The 17950-nt window shown below is 69.2% G+C and carries 18 protein-coding genes; 5 read left to right on the plus strand and 13 right to left on the minus strand.

Annotated features, from left to right (window positions below; genetic code table 11):
- Positions 1–205: 205 nt before the first annotated feature.
- From TSB10GB4_RS13825 to TSB10GB4_RS13835, 3 genes are all read left to right on the plus strand, one after another.
- On the plus strand, positions 206–529 hold the full coding sequence (locus TSB10GB4_RS13825) for a DUF1476 domain-containing protein (RefSeq protein ID WP_186386337.1): 324 nt from the start codon (positions 206–208) through the stop codon (positions 527–529).
- 123 nt (positions 530–652) lie between these two features.
- Positions 653–1423, plus strand: a complete 771-nt coding sequence (locus TSB10GB4_RS13830) for an HpcH/HpaI aldolase/citrate lyase family protein (protein WP_186396228.1) — start codon at positions 653–655, stop codon at positions 1421–1423.
- 221 nt (positions 1424–1644) lie between these two features.
- Complete coding sequence (locus tag TSB10GB4_RS13835; RefSeq protein WP_186386339.1) at positions 1645–1863, plus strand: hypothetical protein; 219 nt, start codon at positions 1645–1647, stop codon at positions 1861–1863.
- A 300-nt stretch (positions 1864–2163) separates the two neighbouring features.
- On the opposite strand, the gene TSB10GB4_RS13840 is transcribed toward TSB10GB4_RS13835, so the two are convergent.
- The 8 genes from TSB10GB4_RS13840 to TSB10GB4_RS13875 form a co-directional block, all read right to left on the minus strand.
- Complete coding sequence (locus TSB10GB4_RS13840; protein ID WP_186396229.1) at positions 2164–2724, minus strand: alpha/beta hydrolase; 561 nt, start codon at positions 2722–2724, stop codon at positions 2164–2166.
- On the minus strand, positions 2721–3359 hold the full coding sequence (locus TSB10GB4_RS13845) for a zeta toxin family protein (protein WP_186396230.1): 639 nt from the start codon (positions 3357–3359) through the stop codon (positions 2721–2723). Before TSB10GB4_RS13845 ends, TSB10GB4_RS13840 begins: the two co-directional genes overlap by 4 nt.
- Positions 3349–3588, minus strand: coding sequence for a hypothetical protein (locus tag TSB10GB4_RS13850; RefSeq protein WP_186396231.1), 240 nt, complete (start codon positions 3586–3588; stop codon positions 3349–3351). Before TSB10GB4_RS13850 ends, TSB10GB4_RS13845 begins: the two co-directional genes overlap by 11 nt.
- Before the next feature lie 115 nt (positions 3589–3703).
- Entirely contained in the window at positions 3704–5032 is a 1329-nt protein-coding gene (purB, locus tag TSB10GB4_RS13855; RefSeq protein ID WP_186396232.1) for an adenylosuccinate lyase, read from the minus strand.
- A 43-nt stretch (positions 5033–5075) separates the two neighbouring features.
- Complete coding sequence (locus tag TSB10GB4_RS13860) at positions 5076–5549, minus strand: hypothetical protein (protein WP_186396233.1); 474 nt, start codon at positions 5547–5549, stop codon at positions 5076–5078.
- A 79-nt stretch (positions 5550–5628) separates the two neighbouring features.
- The gene (rpe, locus tag TSB10GB4_RS13865) at positions 5629–6306 is read right to left on the minus strand and encodes a ribulose-phosphate 3-epimerase (RefSeq protein WP_186396234.1); all 678 of its coding nucleotides are present in this window, start codon (positions 6304–6306) and stop codon (positions 5629–5631) included.
- A 117-nt stretch (positions 6307–6423) separates the two neighbouring features.
- Entirely contained in the window at positions 6424–7206 is a 783-nt protein-coding gene (locus TSB10GB4_RS13870) for a DUF2259 domain-containing protein (protein WP_186396235.1), read from the minus strand.
- 39 nt (positions 7207–7245) lie between these two features.
- Positions 7246–8244 (minus strand): sodium:proton symporter, encoded by a 999-nt coding sequence (locus TSB10GB4_RS13875; protein ID WP_186396236.1) that lies wholly within the window; start codon positions 8242–8244, stop codon positions 7246–7248.
- A gap of 130 nt (positions 8245–8374) precedes the next feature.
- On the opposite strand from TSB10GB4_RS13875, the gene TSB10GB4_RS13880 reads away from it, so the two are divergent.
- Positions 8375–9640, plus strand: coding sequence for an FAD-binding oxidoreductase (locus TSB10GB4_RS13880; RefSeq protein ID WP_186396237.1), 1266 nt, complete (start codon positions 8375–8377; stop codon positions 9638–9640).
- Between the two features lie 20 nt (positions 9641–9660).
- On the opposite strand, the gene TSB10GB4_RS13885 is transcribed toward TSB10GB4_RS13880, so the two are convergent.
- Positions 9661–10116, minus strand: a complete 456-nt coding sequence (locus tag TSB10GB4_RS13885; RefSeq protein ID WP_186396348.1) for a GFA family protein — start codon at positions 10114–10116, stop codon at positions 9661–9663.
- Positions 10117–10826: 710 nt separating this feature from the next.
- Positions 10827–11306 (minus strand): Lrp/AsnC family transcriptional regulator, encoded by a 480-nt coding sequence (locus TSB10GB4_RS13890; protein ID WP_186396238.1) that lies wholly within the window; start codon positions 11304–11306, stop codon positions 10827–10829.
- A 165-nt stretch (positions 11307–11471) separates the two neighbouring features.
- Here TSB10GB4_RS13890 and TSB10GB4_RS13895 point away from each other — a divergent pair, with 165 nt between their 5' ends.
- Positions 11472–14966 (plus strand): indolepyruvate ferredoxin oxidoreductase family protein, encoded by a 3495-nt coding sequence (locus TSB10GB4_RS13895; protein WP_186396239.1) that lies wholly within the window; start codon positions 11472–11474, stop codon positions 14964–14966.
- Between the two features lie 4 nt (positions 14967–14970).
- On the opposite strand, the gene TSB10GB4_RS13900 is transcribed toward TSB10GB4_RS13895, so the two are convergent.
- The 3 genes from TSB10GB4_RS13900 to TSB10GB4_RS13910 form a co-directional block, all read right to left on the minus strand.
- Complete coding sequence (locus tag TSB10GB4_RS13900; protein ID WP_186396240.1) at positions 14971–15972, minus strand: P1 family peptidase; 1002 nt, start codon at positions 15970–15972, stop codon at positions 14971–14973.
- 25 nt (positions 15973–15997) lie between these two features.
- Positions 15998–16531, minus strand: a complete 534-nt coding sequence (locus TSB10GB4_RS13905) for a flavin reductase (RefSeq protein ID WP_208984795.1) — start codon at positions 16529–16531, stop codon at positions 15998–16000.
- A 117-nt stretch (positions 16532–16648) separates the two neighbouring features.
- Positions 16649–17584 carry a LysR substrate-binding domain-containing protein gene (locus TSB10GB4_RS13910; protein WP_186396241.1) on the minus strand — a complete coding sequence of 312 codons (936 nt, stop codon included), beginning with the start codon at positions 17582–17584 and terminating at the stop codon, positions 16649–16651.
- Between the last annotated feature and the right edge of the window lie 366 nt (positions 17585–17950).

Genomic DNA, 17950 nt, shown 5'->3' on the forward strand with positions numbered 1-17950 from the left:
TTTCACCTGGCCGCCTGTGCGTTCGCGCGGGGGCAGGTTCGCGCGCGGCGGGAGTGCGGGACAGGTGGGGCGCGGCGACCGATACGCGTTGATTTGGTGTGTCGCGAAGGATATGCAAGGGCGCAGTGGATCCCCATATGATGGCGGTACCGCATTCGAATTCAGCGCCCGCAGGCGCCACCGCTAGAAGGCAGGAGACTGACGCATGAGCACTTTCGACCGTCGCCAGGAGGCCTTTGAGTCCAAGTTTGCCCACGACGAGGAACTGCGCTTCAAGGCGGTGGCCCGTCGCAACAAGCTGCTCGGCCTTTGGGCGGCCGAGAAGATCGGGCTCGATGCCGACAAGGCCCAGGACTATGCCAAGGAAGTGGTCCGGGCCGATTTCGAGGAGCCGGGCGACGAGGACGTGTTCCGCAAGATCCGCCGCGATTTCGACGAGGCGGGCGTCGAGCAGTCCGACCACCAGATCCGCCGCACCATGGACGAGCTGCTGCACCAGGCGGCCGAGCAGATCAAGAACGAAGGGTGACAGGGGAGGGGGCAGCGCCGGGCGCTGCCCCTTTTCGCTTCCGCCCCTTTTCGCTTCATCGCGTCGATCCGCAGGCCCGCGCCCTGCCGGCCTTCCCACCCCGCCAGTTCGGAACTTCCCGCCATGTCCGCTTCCAAGCCCTCGCTTGCCGCCCGCCTTCGCGCCGACGAGACCGTCATCACCGCCTGGTCGACGCTGGCCGTGCCGGTGCTGGCGGAATTGCTGGGCCGCGCAGGTTACGGCGCGGTGACGCTCGACATGCAGCACGGCGCCCATGACCTTGCCTCGGTGCGCGAGGGCATCGCCGCCGCGCGCCTGGGCGGCGCCCATGCGGTGGTGCGCCCGCCGGTCGACGATTTCGCCACGGTCAGCCGCGCCTTCGACCTTGGCGCCGAAGCGGTGATCATGCCGATGGTCAACACGATCGAGGATGCGCTGGCGCTGGTCGGGGCGAGCAAGTTTCCCCCCGCCGGCGTGCGCAGTTGGGGGCCGCATCGCGCGGCGATGCTGCAGGGCCTGACGCCGGCCGAGTATCTTGCCTCCGCCAATACGGAGACGGTCGCCTTCGCCATGATCGAGACGCCGGCGGCGCTCGAGGCCTTGGACGAGATGCTGGCGGTCGACGGGCTCGACGGCGTGTTCATCGGCCCGGCGGACCTGTCGCTGACCCTGTCGGAGGGGCGCGAGCTTGCCCCCAGCAGCGCCAAGGTGCAGACGATTGCCGCCGAGGTGGCCAGGCGCGCCCGGGCGGCCGGCAAGGTCGCCGGCATCTTCTGCAACAACGCGGCGGATGCAAGGTCGGCGCGCGAGATGGGCTTCCGCTTCATCTCCCACGGCATCGAGATGTCGATGCTGCTGGAGGTGGCCGGCGCCAGGCTCGCCGAGCTGGACTGACGTTCCCCGTCCGTTTGCCGTCTTTCGCAGGCAACGCATATTGGCCGTCCGGTCCCCGACCGGGCGGTTTCTGCGTAGTAGTCCCGAGAGGGAAACCCCCATGAGGTCGGGTGCCGCATACCTTTTGCGGCTGTTGGGACTACCATGGCTGACGTTGGGGCGTTGGTCGGTTTCCCCCCGCAAGACCGCCCGCACTGCCCCACAATGAGGGAGTGCCTTTCATGTGGAAGCTTGCCGCCATTCTGTTCATCGTCATCGGGCCGACCCTGGCCGGGACTTTCGCCCTGGTGCCGATGACCTTCTACGGCATCAATGCCTTCGCGCCCTGGCTGCTTGCGGTCTTCGCCGGTGTCGGCGCGCTGGTCGCCGTGCCGATCTCGCTGCTGGTCGCCCGGCGCATCGACACGGTGATGGGGCCGGGACCGCGCAAGACCGCCTGAGGCGGGGGGCGCGCCGGGAGCCGCAAGGGGGACCCTAGGTCGTGGACTCATAATTGTGCCGGAAACGGCGTCCGTTCGGGCAAAGATATGCCAGGAGGAGCGCGATGGCCGGGGCAGGCCCCCCGGCCGAGCGATCCGACGCCGCAGATCGAAGCTCGAACGGCGCCCTTCGGGTATGCCGGAACCCGCCGGCAACAGCGTCACAAGCCCTTGAAAACCTAATGGTTTCCTGCGGTCTTGCTCCTTGTATCCGATCGGGTTCGGGCATACCGTTTCTCGGCAGAATTATGAGTTCACGACCTACAGGTCCTTCATCAGATAGGCGAAGGACATCAGTCCTTCGGGCCAGGGACCGTGGCCGCTCTCCAGGTTGATGTGGCCGGCATCGCCCGCATCCTGGAAATGCGCGCCCCAGTCCCTCGCCATCTGCTCGGCCACCTCATAGGCGCAGTAGGGGTCGGTGCGGCTTGCCACCACCCTGGTGCGGAAGGGCAGGGGACCCTTCGGTACGGCGGCGAATTGCGCGGCGTCGAAGGCGGGCTTCGGCTCCTTGCGGTTGAGATCGGTCGGGGCGACCAGGAAGGCGGCCCTGATCTTGTCCGTGTCGAGCCCGTGGCCATGGGCGGCGTGCACCACGGTGATCGAGCCGAGCGAATGGCCGACCAGCACCACTGGGCGCTCAGTGGCGGCGACCGCGTCCTTCAGGGTATCCACCCACTCCTTCAGCACGGGCTGGAACCAGTTGCGCTGGGCAATGATGCGCGCCGTCGGCATCTTCTCGCACCAGCGGTGCATCCAGTGGCCGGCCGGCGTGTCGCCATAGCCGGGCAGCAGCAGGATATCGGTCTCGGCGATTTTCATGGTCTTGCTTGTGTGGCCTTGTATTGGGTGAGCGCGGCTTCCGCCCAATCGGGCAGAGGCAGTTGGATGCCGAAGCTGGTCAGCCGGTCGTCGGTGCGTTTTATCGTTCCGACCGCGCGCATGGTCGCGCCGGAATTGTCGAACAATACGGTGTGGTCGGCCAGTTCCATTGCCCGAGGCAACAGGTCCAGGGTTCGCCGGTAGCGTTTCATGACCTTGTCGGTTTCGACATCGTGTCCGCCATCCTTCACCCGCTTCGCCACGCGGGCGACGTTCAGGCGGGGACTGTCCGTTGCCACGAAGAGAAGGCGGATGAAATACCCGGCCGTCCTGGCATCCCGCATGAAATCGAGCTTGCTCTCATGGGAGAAGACGGTTTCGAACGAAAAGCCATGCCCGCCGGCCAGACAGGCGCGGCGTTGACGTTCCGCTTCGTGGAAGGCCCACATCTCGCGGTCGCGGCGGCTGGACAGTTCGGGGGCGAGGGTCTGCCAGCGGGCCTGGATGTCGTCGGCGTTGATATAGGTCCCCAACTCGTATCCGTCCGCGACGAACTGGTTCCGGAGAGTTGTCTTGCCCGAGCCGTTGGGACCGGCGAAGATCGTCAGAACCGGCGGCGCCGGGTCAGCCGACATTCGGACGCTTCAGCTTCTTGCCGGGGTATTGCTCTTTTTCCCGCCTTGCGGGCGAGGGAGCATCGGTTGACGGGTCGATCTCGACGACACGGCCGTCGCGCAGAACCGGCAGCATCCGGCCGGTATCGGCCGCCTGTCGGCGCACAGCCTCGCTCGCGCGGCGGGCGATGCCGTCGAGCGTGTCGAGGCTGAAGGGATCCGGTGTTTTCGTCATGTCGAAGACCAGCATGCCTTTGATCCGGTTGAGGACAGGTTGACACCTGCCCTCGATCCGAATCTAGGCCGCGCGATGCGGCAAGGCAAGACCGGTCCCGCGCCTCACCTGCGGTCCCGATCAGCCGCCGTCAGGCCTTGCCGAACACCCGGTCGAAGATCGTGCCGACGGCCTTGGTGTGGTAGCCGAGGTCGAAGCGCGAGCGGATCTCCTCCTCCGACAGGGCGGCGCGCACGTCGGCGTCGTTCAGCAGCTCTTCCAGGAAGTCGACATCGGCGCTGCCGTCCTTCTGGTAGCTGTCCCAGACCTTCATGGCGTTGCGCTGGACCAGGCGATAGGCGTCCTCGCGCGAGGTGCCGGCCTGGGTCAGCGCCAGCAGGATGCGCTGCGAATGCACCAGGCCGCCGAGGCGGTTCATGTTGGCCAGCATGCGCTCCGGATAGACCAGCAGCTTGTCGATGACATTGGTCAGCCGCGCCAGCGCGAAGTCGAGCGTCACCGTCGCGTCCGGGCCGATCATCCGCTCGACCGAGGAGTGCGAGATATCGCGCTCGTGCCACAGGGCGACGTTCTCCATCGCCGGCATCGCATAGGCGCGGACCATGCGGGCAAGGCCGGTCAGGTTCTCGGTCAGCACCGGGTTGCGCTTGTGCGGCATGGCGCTGGAGCCCTTCTGGCCCGGCGAGAAATATTCCTCCGCCTCCAGCACCTCGGTGCGCTGCAGGTGGCGGATCTCGGTCGCCACGCGCTCGACCGACGAGGCGATGACGCCGAGCGTCGCGAAGAACATCGCGTGCCGGTCGCGCGGGATCACCTGGGTGGAGACCGGCTCGACGGCAAGGCCCATCGCCTTGGCGACATGTTCCTCGATGCGCGGATCGATATTGGCGAAGGTGCCGACGGCGCCGGAAATGGCGCAGGTCGCGACCTCCGCCCGCGCCGCGATCAGGCGGGTGCGGCAGCGGTCGAACTCGGCATAGGCCTCGGCCATCTTCAGGCCGAAGGTCACCGGCTCGGCATGGATGCCGTGCGAGCGGCCGATGCAGACCGTGTCCCTGTGCTCGAAGGCGCGGCGCTTGAGGGCGGCCAGCAGCGCGTCGATATCGGCCAGCAGCAGGTCGGCGGCGCGGGTGAGCTGCACGTTGAAGCAGGTGTCGAGCACGTCGGAGGAGGTCATGCCCTGGTGCACGAAGCGGGCGTCGGGCCCGACGATCTCGGCCAGATGCGTCAGGAAGGCGATGACGTCGTGCTTGGTCTCGCGCTCGATCTCGTCGATGCGGGCGACGTCGAAGGTGGCGGCGCCGCCCTTCTCCCAGATCGTGCGGGCGGCGTCCTTCGGAATCACGCCGATCTCGGCGAGCGCGTCGCAGGCATGCGCCTCGATCTCGAACCAGATGCGGAACTTCGTCTCGGGAGACCAGATGGCGACCATTTCTGGCCGCGAATAGCGCGGGATCATGCGGGCGTCCTCTCGGGCAGCGGGCGGGTGTGCCGGCTGCTTATCAGACCCGGCGCGACGGCTCAATGCGCGCGAAGTACCACGAGAAGGCGAGCAGCGGCAGGAAAGCGAAGGGCAGCAGCGGGCGGGCGCTCAGCACGGCGAAGACATAGCTGGACGAGGCGGCGGTGAAGGCGAATTCCCAGAACATCTGCATGGAGAGGGTGGTGGTGTGCCACTCGGAATAATAGGCGCGCAGTTGCAGGAAGAAGCCCAGGGCGGCGAAGCCGGTGGTGCCGAGCGTCAGCGACAGGATCATCGCGGCGAAGCGCGCCGGCAGCCGCCCCTTGCGGCGGCGGAAGGTCAGGAGGCTCGCGACGCCCCAGGCGCAGAAGGCGCCGAGAAAGCCGCTCGAGGTCATGACCAGCACCACCGCGGCGGAACGGCCGGTCAGCGCTTCGCCGCGCCACATCAGCAGCGCGGTCTGCAGGAGGCCGATCAGCGCGGCCCAGGCGATGGCGAAGACGAGAGATCGCACCTGGCAGGGTCATCCGTTCTCACGCCGGGCGGCAGTGCCCGGCACATCGCGCCGACTGTCGGCCGCGCGGCGGCGGGGGTCAAGCCGCGGCGGCGTCGGCGGCCTTGCGGATCGCCTCGATATTGGCGCGGTAGCCGGCAACGCCCTCGCCCTTGAACACCGCCGAGCCGGCGACCAGCACGTTGGCGCCGGCTTTGGCGACCAGCGGCGCGGTCTCAGCAGTGACGCCGCCATCGACCTCGATGTCGATCGGCCGGTCGCCGATCATCGCCTTGATGCGGGCGACCTTGTCGACCATCGCCGGGATGAAGGATTGGCCGCCGAAGCCGGGATTGACGCTCATCACCAGCACCAGGTCGAGGCGGTCGAGCACGTATTCGATGGTGCTTTCGGGCGTCGCAGGATTGAGCGAGACGCCGGCCTTCTTGCCGAGCGCGCGGATCGCCTGCAGCGAGCGGTCGAGATGCGGGCCGGCCTCGGCATGCACGGTGATGATGTCCGAGCCGGCCTTGGCGAAGGCCTCCAGATAAGCGTCGCACGGGGCGATCATCAGATGCGTGTCGAACACCTTGTCGGTGTGCCGGCGCATCGCCTTGATGACGTCGGGGCCGAAGCTGATATTGGGCACGAAATGCCCGTCCATCACGTCGAGATGGATCCAGTCGGCGCCGGCCTCCACCACGTCGCGCACTTCCCTTCCGAAGGCGGAGAAATCGGAGGCCAGCATGGACGGGGCGATGACGAGGGGGCGGGACATGGGCGGCGGCTCCGATGTGAGACCTTGGGGCGTGTGACCTTGGGGGAGGCTGATCTGGCGCAAGCCGCTATCACAGGCTCCCCGGTGCCACAAGCGTGCAAGCGGCCCGGCCTCGTCTCACAGCCGCCCGGTGATCGCCAGATACCGCCCGTCGCGGCCCTCGAAGCCGATCCTCTCCACCAGAACCAGCACCGCGAAGGCGGCGCGGCGGCCATCGGCGGGGTGATGCAGCACCAGCCGGTCGATCCGGTAGCCGAGCGCGCAGCCCCGGCTTTGCGGCAGGCGGGCATCGTCGTTGAGGAGACGCGTCCTGCCCTCGAAGCTCAGCGTCAGGCGGAAGCCCTTGATCTCGCCGAAGCCCTCCGGGCAGGTGGCGGGCCGCTCCACCGTGTGCTCGCTCAGCCGCAGCTCCACTTGCGGGCCGAACTCCGGCGCCTCGGCGCGGGTGGCCGCGATCATCCGGTGCGGGTCGACGCCGCGCTGGGTCGGCGGGTTGTGCGCCACCGTGTCGCCTTGGCCGGCGATGCCGGTGGAAACGATCAGGGCGTGCGCCTGCTTGCGATTGGCCGCGCGGGTGCGTTGCAGCGCCGCTTCCGCCTGCACCGGGGTCGCGTCGTCCACCTCGTCGAGCCGGCGGAACGGGCTGCCGTCGAGCCAGGCGTCGCGGTCGACGTCGAACAGGTAGATGTTGGAATAGGGAAAGCCCGAGCCGTCCTGGGTGCCGTAGTCCTCGAAGGCGAAGCGGCTGCCATTGGCGGAAAAGCCAAGCACGTCGACCCGCGCATAATCGCCGGCGAAGGCCGGCGTGGTGCCGAGCGCCACCAGCAGCGCGAAGGCGGCGGCCGTCAGCGGGGCAGCAATTTCAAAGGGCGTGGCTCTCGGCGTCGGGTGGTCGCGCATGTCCTGTCTCCCGGTGCGGGCTGCGTTGGCCTTGCCACACTAGCCGCCGGGCGCGGCGCCGCCGTGATCCCGGTCACGTTCCGCCTGATCGGCTGCGATGCGGTTGGCGAGCGGCTTGAGCAGCCAGGGCAAGAGGTAGATCGGAAGCTGACCGAGCCCGAAATACAGCCAGGCGAGATCGGGCAGCGTGCCGCCGAGCGCGGCGACCAAGAGGCCCATGTTGCGGTTGCCGGCCGCATGGGCGACGACGAAGCCCTGGTCGCGGCGCACCCGCGCGAAGACCAGCAGCGTCAGCCCCATCTGCGTCAGTGCCACGGCGAAGGTCAGCGCCGCCATCGCCAGGGTGAACAGGGGCGCTGCCATGAAGCGCTCTGCGACGCCGTCCATCACCGCGACGGCGAAGACGAACAGGATCAGCACGTTGAGTCCGTCGATATGCTCTCTCGCCCCGACGACGCGCGCCGTGCCGGCGAGGCGGCGAATCAGCATCGCCAGGCCGGCGGAGGCGGCGAGCAGCCCGGTCAGCCGCAGGCCGAGGGCAACCGCGTCGATCGGCAGGCTCTCGCCGAGCAGCAGCCCGCCGATCAGCGGCGCGGTCAGCGGCGTCAGGAGCATGCCGCAGCCGACCAGCGCCAGCGACAGCGCCCCGTCGAGGCCGATCAGCGCGATGAAGGCCGGCGCCGACATGATCGGCGGGGCGGCGGTGACGATGAAGGCGGCGAGCGCGATGTCCGGATGCAGGGCGGCAAGGCCGCTCGCCTGCAGCAGCGCGCCCACGGCCAGCGGCACGGCGACCAGCATCCACAACAGCGCCAGGGCCGCCAGTTTCGGCCGGCGGACATGGGCGACGACGGCGACCGGATCGACGCGCAGGAAGGCCAGCACCAGCAGCACGAAGATCGCTTCCTCGACCAGCGGCCGGAACAGCGCGGAGAGCGGCGGCAGCATCAGTCCGAGCAGGGCGCTGATCGCGACGGCCCGGGTGCCCTGGCGTCCGAGCCAGGCGAGAAGGGAGAGCGGCAGGGCGAGCGCCGGCATGTCGGAAGGCACTTTCCGGAGAGCCTGCGGGCACCTGGAACGGCGCCGGGCGGGAGAGATTTCAGGGCCTTGAGTATCGCGGAGAGCGTCTTCCACTTGCAAGGCGATTGTGAACAGTGTCGAAAAGCGTATGCGCAGCTTCGACGCAATCGTTCTTGGCGCCGGCATCACCGGCACGAGTGCCGCCCTGCACCTGCAGGGGCGGGGGCTGCGCGTGGCGCTGATCGACCGCGATGCGCCGGGCGAGGACGCGACGCGCGGCAATGACGGGCTGATCGGCCGCGACGGCTATTCGGCGCTGGCCGTGCCGCTCGGCCTGCCGGGGATCCTGGCCGGCGCGCTGACCCGGCGCCACGGCCTCGGCATCGATTCGCGCTCGCTGCCCGATCTTGCCCGCTTCTTCGCCGAGGCGCGCCTTGCCGCCCGGCCGTCGAGCGCGGCGCGCGCCGCGCGGGCGCTGGCCCCCTTGCAGGCGGTGGCGGCGGCCGAGCATCTGGCGCTGGCGCGGGCGGCCAGCGCCCTGCGCTTCTTCCGCCGCACCGGCTGGATCAAGCTGCTGCGCTCGCGGCGGGCGTGCGAGCTTGCCGAGGTGGACCGGCACTTCGCCCGCATCCTCGGCGTGCCTTATGTCGATCTCGACGCGGTGGAGATCGTCCGGCTGGAGCCGCATCTGCGCTCGCTGGAGGAAGCGGCGATCTACTGGCCGGAAAGCCAGTCGGTGTCCTCGCCCGGCGGCGTCACCAGGGCCTATGGCCGGCTGTTCCGCGAGCGCGGCGGCGATGTGGAGATCGGCGATGCCGGCTCGCTCCTCGACACGCGGCAGGGCTTTGCCCTGCGCACCGTGCGCGGCGAGGTCGGCGCGCCGATCGTCGTGCTGGCCTTGGGAGCGGGCGTGTCGCCGGTGCTGGCGCGTTTCGGCCTCGGCCTACCGCTTGCCGCCTGCCGCAGCTATCACCGGCATTTCCGCGCCGTCTCCGGCGTGTCGCTGGCCCGTCCGGTCACCGACCAGGAGGGTGGCTTCACGCTGACGCCGATGGAGCGCGGGCTGCGGCTGGTCGGCGGCACGGAGCTGATGTCGCCGGCGCGGGCGCTGGGCGCGGCACCGCTGCGCGCCAACGCCCTGCAGCGGGCGGGCGCGGCGGCAAAGGCGCTGCTGCCGCTCGGGTCCGTGGTGGAGGAGCGGCCGGCGGCGGGCGTGCGCGTCTTCGTGCCGGACCAGTTGCCCATTGTCGGCGAGATGCCGGGCATGCCCGGCCTGTGGCTGTCGGTCGGGCACATGCGCGACGGCTTTTCCCTCGCCCCGGCGATGGCGCGGCTCCTCGCCGATCTCGTCACCGACATGATGCCGCTTGCCGACCCGCAGCCCTATTCGCCCTCGCGCTTTCTCGTCGGCTAGGGCCGCCTCCTCACGGTCTCTCAGCCGCGCGCGGCGAACGCCTCCATCAGGCCCTGATAGTCCTCCGGCGGCGGAAAGCCCGCGTAGCTGCGGGCGACGGGAAGCTCGACCCAGTCGAGCTTTTCCGCCGTCATCGTCTCGATGAAGGGTCGGCTCCAGCGCGGCACGTCGAACATGGTCGGGCGCACGTTGACGAAAGCGTCGAAGCCGCTCACGCGGGTGAACATCCAGGTCATGCAATGCGGGCAGAAATAATGGTCGAGCTGCGGGCCCCGCAGGCCGCCCTTGACCGGCTCGCCGGCCACCACGCGGAAGGCTTCGGCCGGTATCATCGCCGACAGCGAGAAGGCGCTGGAGCTCATCTTCTGGCAGCCGTGGCAGTGGCAGGCCGCCGTCATGATCGGCTCCGCCGCGATCTCAATCGCCGTCGCGCCGCAGCGGCAGGTTCCCGTCAGCGGCTTGGCAGTCTGGTCCATCATCCTGTCCTCTTGTCGACATCGCCGCACCCGATCGCGGCATCGCAGGCAACGCCCGCGCGCCGCCACTGTGCCCTGTCGGTGTGCAGGGTCAAGCGGTTGCGACGGCTGGAGGGGGCGCAGGCATGCCTGCGCGAACCCCACGCTCAGCCTGTCGTCCCGGTTTCGGCACAGCCGAAGACCGGGCCCAGTAACCCCAGGTCGCGCGGCTCCGGCCGAGGCGGGCGCCGGAAGGCCTCAGGCTGCTGCTTTCGCACAACCATGAGACCCAGCGGATACTGGACGCCTGCCTGCGCAGGCGTGACAGCCGTGGAGGCGGCGATGCGCTCCCGCCTCATGCCTGCTGGGGATGCCATTGGCTCCCGGCTCTCCGGCTTCGCCTGCGGCCGGGATGACCTCCGAGAGGGAGGCGGTGCCTTGCATCCCCACGGCCGTCACCCCGAGAAAGTGGCTGGCACGACCTCGCATCCCCTCGGCCGTCACCCCGGCCGCAGGCGAAGCCGGAGAGCCGGGGGCCATTCGTTCCCAGAGCGGCGGCGAGGACACGTCCGCGCGAACCCCACGCTCAGCCTGTCGTCCCGGTTTCGGCACAGCCGAAGACCGGGCCCAGGTGCCCCAGGTCGCGCGGCTCCAGCCGAGGCGGGCGCCGGAAGGCCGGTGGCTGCTAGCTTCGCTCCCACCTCTCCCCGCGTCATCCCCGCCCCCGTCCCTCACGTCTCGCGAATCGGCAGCGCCACCGTGTGCTTCACCGTGCTGACGACAATGCGCGACTGCACGTCGGAAACCAGCGTGTTGTCGAGCAGCTTCAGCCGCAGGAAGTCGTCATAGGCCTTGATGTCGCTGGCGACGACCTTGATCAGGTAGTCGACCGCGCCGGTGATGCGCTCGCAGATCACCACCTCCGGCCAGCGCTGCAGCAGCTTGTCGAAGGTCTCCATGTTCTCGCGGCTGGGCACCGCCAGCTTGACGAAGGCATAGGCGACGAAGCCGAGGCCGACCGCTTCCCGGTCGACCACCGCGACGACCTGGCGGATCACGCCGGTCTCCTTGAGCTTCTTGATGCGCCGCCAGCAGGGGGTCTGGCTCATGCCCGCCTCGCGGGCGACTTCGGCGATGGAGAGGGAGGCATCGCGTTGCAGGATCTGCAGCACGCGAATGTCGGAAGGATCCAGAAGGTTTTTTTCGCTCATGTGGTGTCGAGGGGAAATTCCGTGCCGTTATATGGGTTGTTTGCGGCAGGATAGCACAGAATTTCGCCAAAAGAAGGAGCATATTGGAGGGTAGAACACCGCGCCGGGCGCGGGCCTTTCGGCCCCCTTGCGTGGACCCACCCCGACGGAAGAGGAGGCCGTCCCATGAACGCCATCACGCGCTCTGTCTCCCTCGACGACAAATATGTGGCCGATCGCGGCCGTGTCTACCTGACCGGAATCCAGGCCCTCGTGCGCCTCGCGCTCGACCAGTCCCGGCGCGACCGGGCGCGCGGGCTGAAGACCGGCGGTTTCGTCTCCGGCTATCGCGGCTCGCCGCTCGCCGGCTTCGACACCGAGCTTACCCGCGCGAAGCGTCACCTTGCCCCCGCCGACATCGTCTTCAAGCCCGGCGTCAACGAGGAGCTTGGCGCCACCGCCGTATGGGGCAGCCAGAAGGTCGCCCATCACGGCAAGGGCAGCGACTATGACGGCGTCTTCGGCATCTGGTACGGCAAGGCGCCGGGCGTCGACCGGGCCGGCGACGTGCTGCGCCAGGCCAATGCCAGCGGCACGGCCGCCCATGGCGGCGTGCTCGCGCTCGCAGGCGACGACCACCTCGCCAAGTCCTCGATCCTGCCGGCGCAGTCGGAATTCTTCTTCCAGCATGTCGAGATGCCGGTGCTCAACCCGTCCGACATCCAGGACGTGCTCGATTACGGGCTGCACGGCCTGGCGCTGTCGCGCTTCAGCGGGCTGTGGAGCGGGCTGATCTGCCTTGCCGACACGATGGATGCCTCGGCGACGATCTCGGTCGATCCGACGCGGCTCGATTTCGTCGTTCCCGAGGACCGCGACCCGCGCCGGCACGACGATCTCAACCGGGTGATGCTGCTCGGCAATCGCCTCGAGACCGAGCGGCTGCTGCGCGACGTGCGCATTCCCGCGGCGCGCGCCTATGTGCGGGCCAACGGGCTCGACCGCGTCGCCTTCGGCGCCAGCCGGGCGCGCATCGGCATCGTTGCCACCGGCAAGGCCTATCGCGACCTGCGGCAGGCGTTCGAACTGATCGGCCTCACCGAGGAGCGGGCCCGCGACATCGGCCTTGCCATCTACAAGGTGGCGATGCCCTGGCCGCTGGAGCCGATCGGCCTGTCGAATTTCGCTCGCGGGCTGGAGCGGCTGCTCGTCGTCGAGCACAAGCGCGCCTTCCTGGAGCCGCAGATCAAGGAGATCGCCTATGGCTGGCCGGACCATGCCCGTCCGGCGATCTGGGGCAAGATGACGCCGCATGGCAGCCCCTTCCTCTCCGACCTTCTGGAACTTGCCGTCGCCGAGATCATCCCGGCGCTGCTCGCCTTCCTGCCGCACGACTTCGTCACCGCCGAGATGCGCGCCGTCGCCGAGCGGATGAACCGGCAGGTGATGTGGTCGCAGGGCCATGCCGAGCGCGCCGCGCGGGTGCCGTATTTCTGCTCCGGCTGCCCGCATTCCTCCTCCACCGTGGTGCCGGAGGGCGCGCGCGCCATGCCGGGCATCGGCTGCCATGCGATGACCGAGATCCCCGGCCGCACCACCGACGGCCAGATCGCCATGGGCGGCGAGGGCGTGTTGTGGGTCGGCCAGGCCGATTTCGCCCGCGACAGGCATGTCTTCGCCAATGTCGGCGACGGCACCTATTTCCACTCCGGTATCCTGGCGATCCGCCAGGCCGTCGCCTCCAAGGTGCCGATCACCTACAAGATCCTCTACAACGACGCGGTGGCGATGACCGGCGGCCAGCCGGTCGACGGCACCTTGACCGTGCCGCAGCTCACCCGGCAGTTGGAGGCCGAAGGCGTCGAGCGCGTCGTCGTCGTCAGCGAAGAGCCGGACGCCTATCTCGGTCGCCACGACCTTGCGCCGGGCAGCGAGGTGTTCCACCGCGACGAGCTGATGCGCGTGCAGGAGGAGCTGCAACAGGTCGCCGGCGTCACCGTGCTGATCTACGACCAGACCTGCGCGGCCGAAAAGCGCCGCCGCCGCAAGCGCGGCAGCCTCGCCGATCCCGACATGCGCCTGTTCATCAACGAGCGGGTCTGCGAGGGCTGCGGCGACTGTTCGGTGCAGTCGAACTGCATCTCCGTCGAGCCGCTGGCGACGCCCTTCGGCGAGAAGCGGCGGATCAACCAGTCCTCCTGCAACAAGGATTTTTCCTGCGCCAAGGGCTTCTGCCCGTCCTTCGTCGAGGTGGAGGGCGCTTCGCTGCGCCGGGCCGCGGCGGCGGGGCTCGATCTTGCAGCGCTCATCGCCGACCTGCCCGAGGCGGAGGTCGCCGGGCTTGAGACGACGCTCAACCTGCTGATCGCCGGCATCGGCGGGGGCGGCGTCACCACCACGGCGGCGGTGCTGGCCATGGCCGCCCATGTCGACGGCAAGCAGGCCTCGACGCTGGACATGACCGGCCTTGCCCAGAAGGGCGGTCCGGTGACTTCGCATCTGCGCTTTTCCACTGCGGACCGGGCCATCGAGGGGCCGCGCATCCCGACCGCCAGCCTCGACGTGCTGCTCGCCTCCGACATGGTGGTGGCGACCAATGCCGAGCAGCTTGCGCTGATCGACCGGCAGCGCACGGCGGGCTTCGCCAATTCGCGCGTTGCGCCGACGGCCGAATTCGTGATGAAGCAGACGCTCTCCTTCGACGAGGCGCGGATGCTGAAGACGCTGGAGGAGGCCTGCCCGCTGTTCGCCGGTCACGACAGTGCCCGCATCGCCGAGGCGCTGTTTGGCGATGCGATCTATGCCAACATGATGCTGGTCGGCATGGCGCATCAGGCCGGCCGCCTACCGCTTTCGACCAGCGCGCTCGACACCGCCATCCGCCTCAACGGCGCGGCGGTCGACAAGAATCTCTCCGCCTTCCATGCCGGCCGGGTGCTGTTCGCGGCACCGGACAAGATCCTGTCGGCGCTGCCGGCGGCGAATGCCGTCGATCCGGCGAAGGAGATGGATCTCGACACGCGGATCGCCTTCCTCGGCAATGAGCTTGCCGCCTATCAGGACGGGCCTTATGCGCAGCGCTTCCGCGAGGCGGTGGCGAAGGTGCGCGCCGCCGACGAGCGCGCCGGCAACGGCACTATGCGGCTGACGCGCACGCTCGCCGAGGGGCTTTACCGGGCGATGGCCTACAAGGACGAGTACGAGGTCGCGCGGCTTTATTCGCAGCCCGACTTCCGCGCCCGGCTGGAGGCGCAGTTCGACAGTCCGCGCAAGCTCAAGGTGCTCTTGGCGCCGCCGCTGATCTCGCGCACGCTCGATGCGCGCACCGGGCGCCCGCGCAAGATCGCCTTCGGCCCGTGGATCTTCACCGCCTTCCGCCTGCTGGCAAGGGCGAAGCGCCTGCGCGGCACTGCCTTCGATCCGTTCGGCCGCACCGAAGAGCGGCGGATGGAGCGGGAGTTCGCCAGCCTCTGCCTTGCCGATGCCGGGCGCATCGCCGGTCTCGTCGGCACGGCGAACTACGGCCTGCTGGTGGAGCTTGCCCGCATTGCCGATACGGTGCGCGGCTTCGGGCCGGTGAAGGAGGCGAACCACGCCAAGGCGATGGCCCGGCGCGCGGCGCTGCTCGCCCAGCTTGCGCCGCAGGGCGAGGGCGCGCCGATCCTGGAGGCGGCGGAGTAGCCTGTCAGGACTTTGCGCCGAAGCGCTCAGCCCAGGTCGGGAGCAGGTCGCCGGGGGCGGGGCTGGCCGCATGGACCGCGCGGGCGATCGCCCGGCTCATCACCGCGGCGGCCACCGCGCCGATCTCCACCGTCTCGGCGAGGGGATCGCGCATCTCGCGCGCCGCCGTTGAGGCCGCGAAGATCAGGTCGCCGTCGAGCGGCGTATGCGCCGGCCACAGCGCGCGGGCGAAGCCGTCATGGGTCGCGACCGCCAGCCGCTGCAGCTCGGCCTTGGAGAGCGCCAGGTCCGTCGCAATGATGGCGATGGTGGTGTTGGCCCCCTCGCTGAGGCCGTCGAGCTTGGTGCGCGGCCGGTCGGGCAGGGCGGGCAGTGCCGCCGGCCAGCCGAGGCCGCCGAATTCGCTCCCCTTCTCGAAGGGCGCGGCCCAGAAATGCGGGCCGTCCCCCAGCACCGCGCTGCCGAGCGCATTGACCGCGACCAGCGCGCCGATCGTCGCCCCTGAGGACAGCGTCGCCGAGGCCGAGCCGAGGCCACCTTTCAGCGTTGCCGTCGTCGCGCCGGCGCCGGCGCCATGGCTGCCGATCTCGAAATCCGGGGAGGCCTCGGCCAGCGCCTTGCGGCCGAGCGCGCCATAGGGGTTGGTGTCGCCCCAGTCCTTGTCGCCGCCATTGAGCAGGTCGAAGAGGATCGCCCCCGGCACGATCGGCACGCGCGCCGTGCCCACCGCAAAGCCGCGCCCTTGCGCGGCCAGCGCCATCTGCACACCGGAGGCCGCATCGAGCCCGAAGGCCGAGCCGCCCGACAGCACCAGCGCGTCGACGCTTTCCACCGTGAAGCGCGGATCGAGCAGCGCCGCCTCACGGGTACCCGGCGCCCCGCCATGGATCGCCACGGAAGCGCGCAGCGGCGCGTCGGCGGTGAGTACCGTAACGCCGGATTTCAGGCGCTCGCAGGCGGCATTGCCGACCGCAAGGCCCGGCACGTCGGTGATCAGGTTGCGCAAGGAAGCCTCGTCCGGTTGGGGCGCGTCAGATGCGGTGATAGGCGCGGTCGAGATAGATCAGCGCCGGCCCGCGCGCGCCGAGCTCGATACCGACGATCTCGCCGAAGATCACCGAATGGGTGCCGATCTCGCTGACTTCCGTCACCCGGCAGTCGAGCGCGACGCGCGCCCCGCGCAGGATCGGCGAGCCGGTCACCAGCCTGTGCCAGTCGGCCAGCGCGAATCGGTCGTCGAAGGCAAGGTCGCCCTTGCCGGCGAAGGCGTCGGACAGGTCCTGCGCCTCGGCCGGCAGCGTGTTGATGGCGAAGAGGCCATTCGCCTTGATCGCCGCGTTGATGCGGGCCTGGCGGTTGACGCAGACCAGCACCGTCGGCGGGGCGTCGGAGACCGAGGTGACGGCCGAGACGGTGGTGCCGCCGCGTCCGGCCGGCCCATCGGTGGTGGCGATGTGGACGGCGGCGCCGAGCCGGCTCATCGCCTCGCGAAAGGCGAAGCGGTCGACCGGCTGCGCGCCGTCGCCGCCGATGCCTCCCGTCCTGAAGGCCGAGCTGTTCGTCATGTCGTCCCCTCCGGTCCTACGGCCATGCTTATGGCCCGACCGTGCCCGTCCCTGTTGCTGCGCCAAGGCCGGCGCCTTTCAAGCGTGATGCTAACCTAGGGCGGTTTCAAAGTGGTTTCACGGGGCGGCGTGCGGATTTTCGGCGCGTCCGGGGGCTGGCGTGCCGGCGACGCCGCCCGGCATCCGCTCGGCGATCCATTCGATGAAGCGCTGGGCGGCCGGCCCCGGCGGCTGGGTGGCGGTCAGCCAGTAGCCGCGGTCGCGGCTGCCCAGCGTGTCGGTGAGCGGGATCAGGTCGCCGCGCTGCAGCTCCGCCTCGATCATCGTTTCGACGCACAGCGCCACCCCGTGGCCAGCGACCACGGCGCTGACCAGCAGGTTGAAGTCGTTGAACACGGGCCCTTGGCCGGCGAGGTCCTGCGGCAGGCCGTTTTCCGCCAGCCAGTCGCGCCAGTCCTTGCGGGTCTCGTCATGCAGCAGGCGGGCGCCGGCGAGCTTTTCCGGCGTGTCGAAGGGGCCGTGCGCGGCGAGATGCGCCGGGCTGCAGACCGGCCTTGTGTGGCCGGACAGGAGCCGCAGCCGCACCGCGTAGCGGTCGGCCACCGGCGGCGTGTCGAACCAGTCGATGGAAATGTCGGCGTCCTGCGCCAGCCCGTGCTGGGCGTAGAGCAGGCTGAGCCGCAGGTTCGGCGCCACTTCCGCGAAGTCGACGAGACGGGGGATCAGATATCGCGTGCCGAAGGAGGGCACGCAGGCGATGGACAGTTCCGGCCGGCGCACCGTTTCCAGCACGTCGTGGCAGACCTCGCCGATGCGTTGCAGCGCGCCCTGGGTCGCGTCGGCGATGCGCTCGGCCTCCGCCGTCAGCTCGACGCGGCGTCCGACGCGCCGGACCAAGGCGACGCCGAACCAGTCCTCCAGATTGCGCAGATGATGGCTGACGGCGGCATGGGTGACGCCGAGTTCGTCGGCGGCCAGGCCGACCCGGCCGGTCTGGGCGAGGGCCGCCAAGGCCCTGAGCGCATTGAGGGGAGGGAGGGGGGCATTGCTCATCGTTAGTTTTTCTAACGATCATGTCGGTAAGTTTCAATTGAAACTGTCGTTTCCTTGTGACTTTTTTCCCCAACGTTAACGGTGCGCAGGGAGGAGCCACGCAGCCGCTTCGATATCCCGCCATGGATCTGTCCGCTTCCTGCCGGGCGCGCCTCGCGCGCCGCGGCGCGTCGCCGGACGGTATTTTCCGCGCGGGGAAGGCTTGCGGCGCAGTGGAGGAACAATCGCATTCCGTTTGCCGGGCAAGAGGAAAGATGTTCTTTTCTAAGTGTCGGATTTCGAGGGGAATTGTGCCGCCCACAGGGGCTTGGTAAGGAAATGACATCATGCACAGCCGCGCTGTCGGCGGTGCTGCGGACTGAGAAC

It is taken from the genome of Stappia sp. TSB10GB4, from assembly GCF_900185745.1.
Taxonomy (GTDB): Bacteria; Pseudomonadota; Alphaproteobacteria; order Rhizobiales; family Stappiaceae; genus Stappia.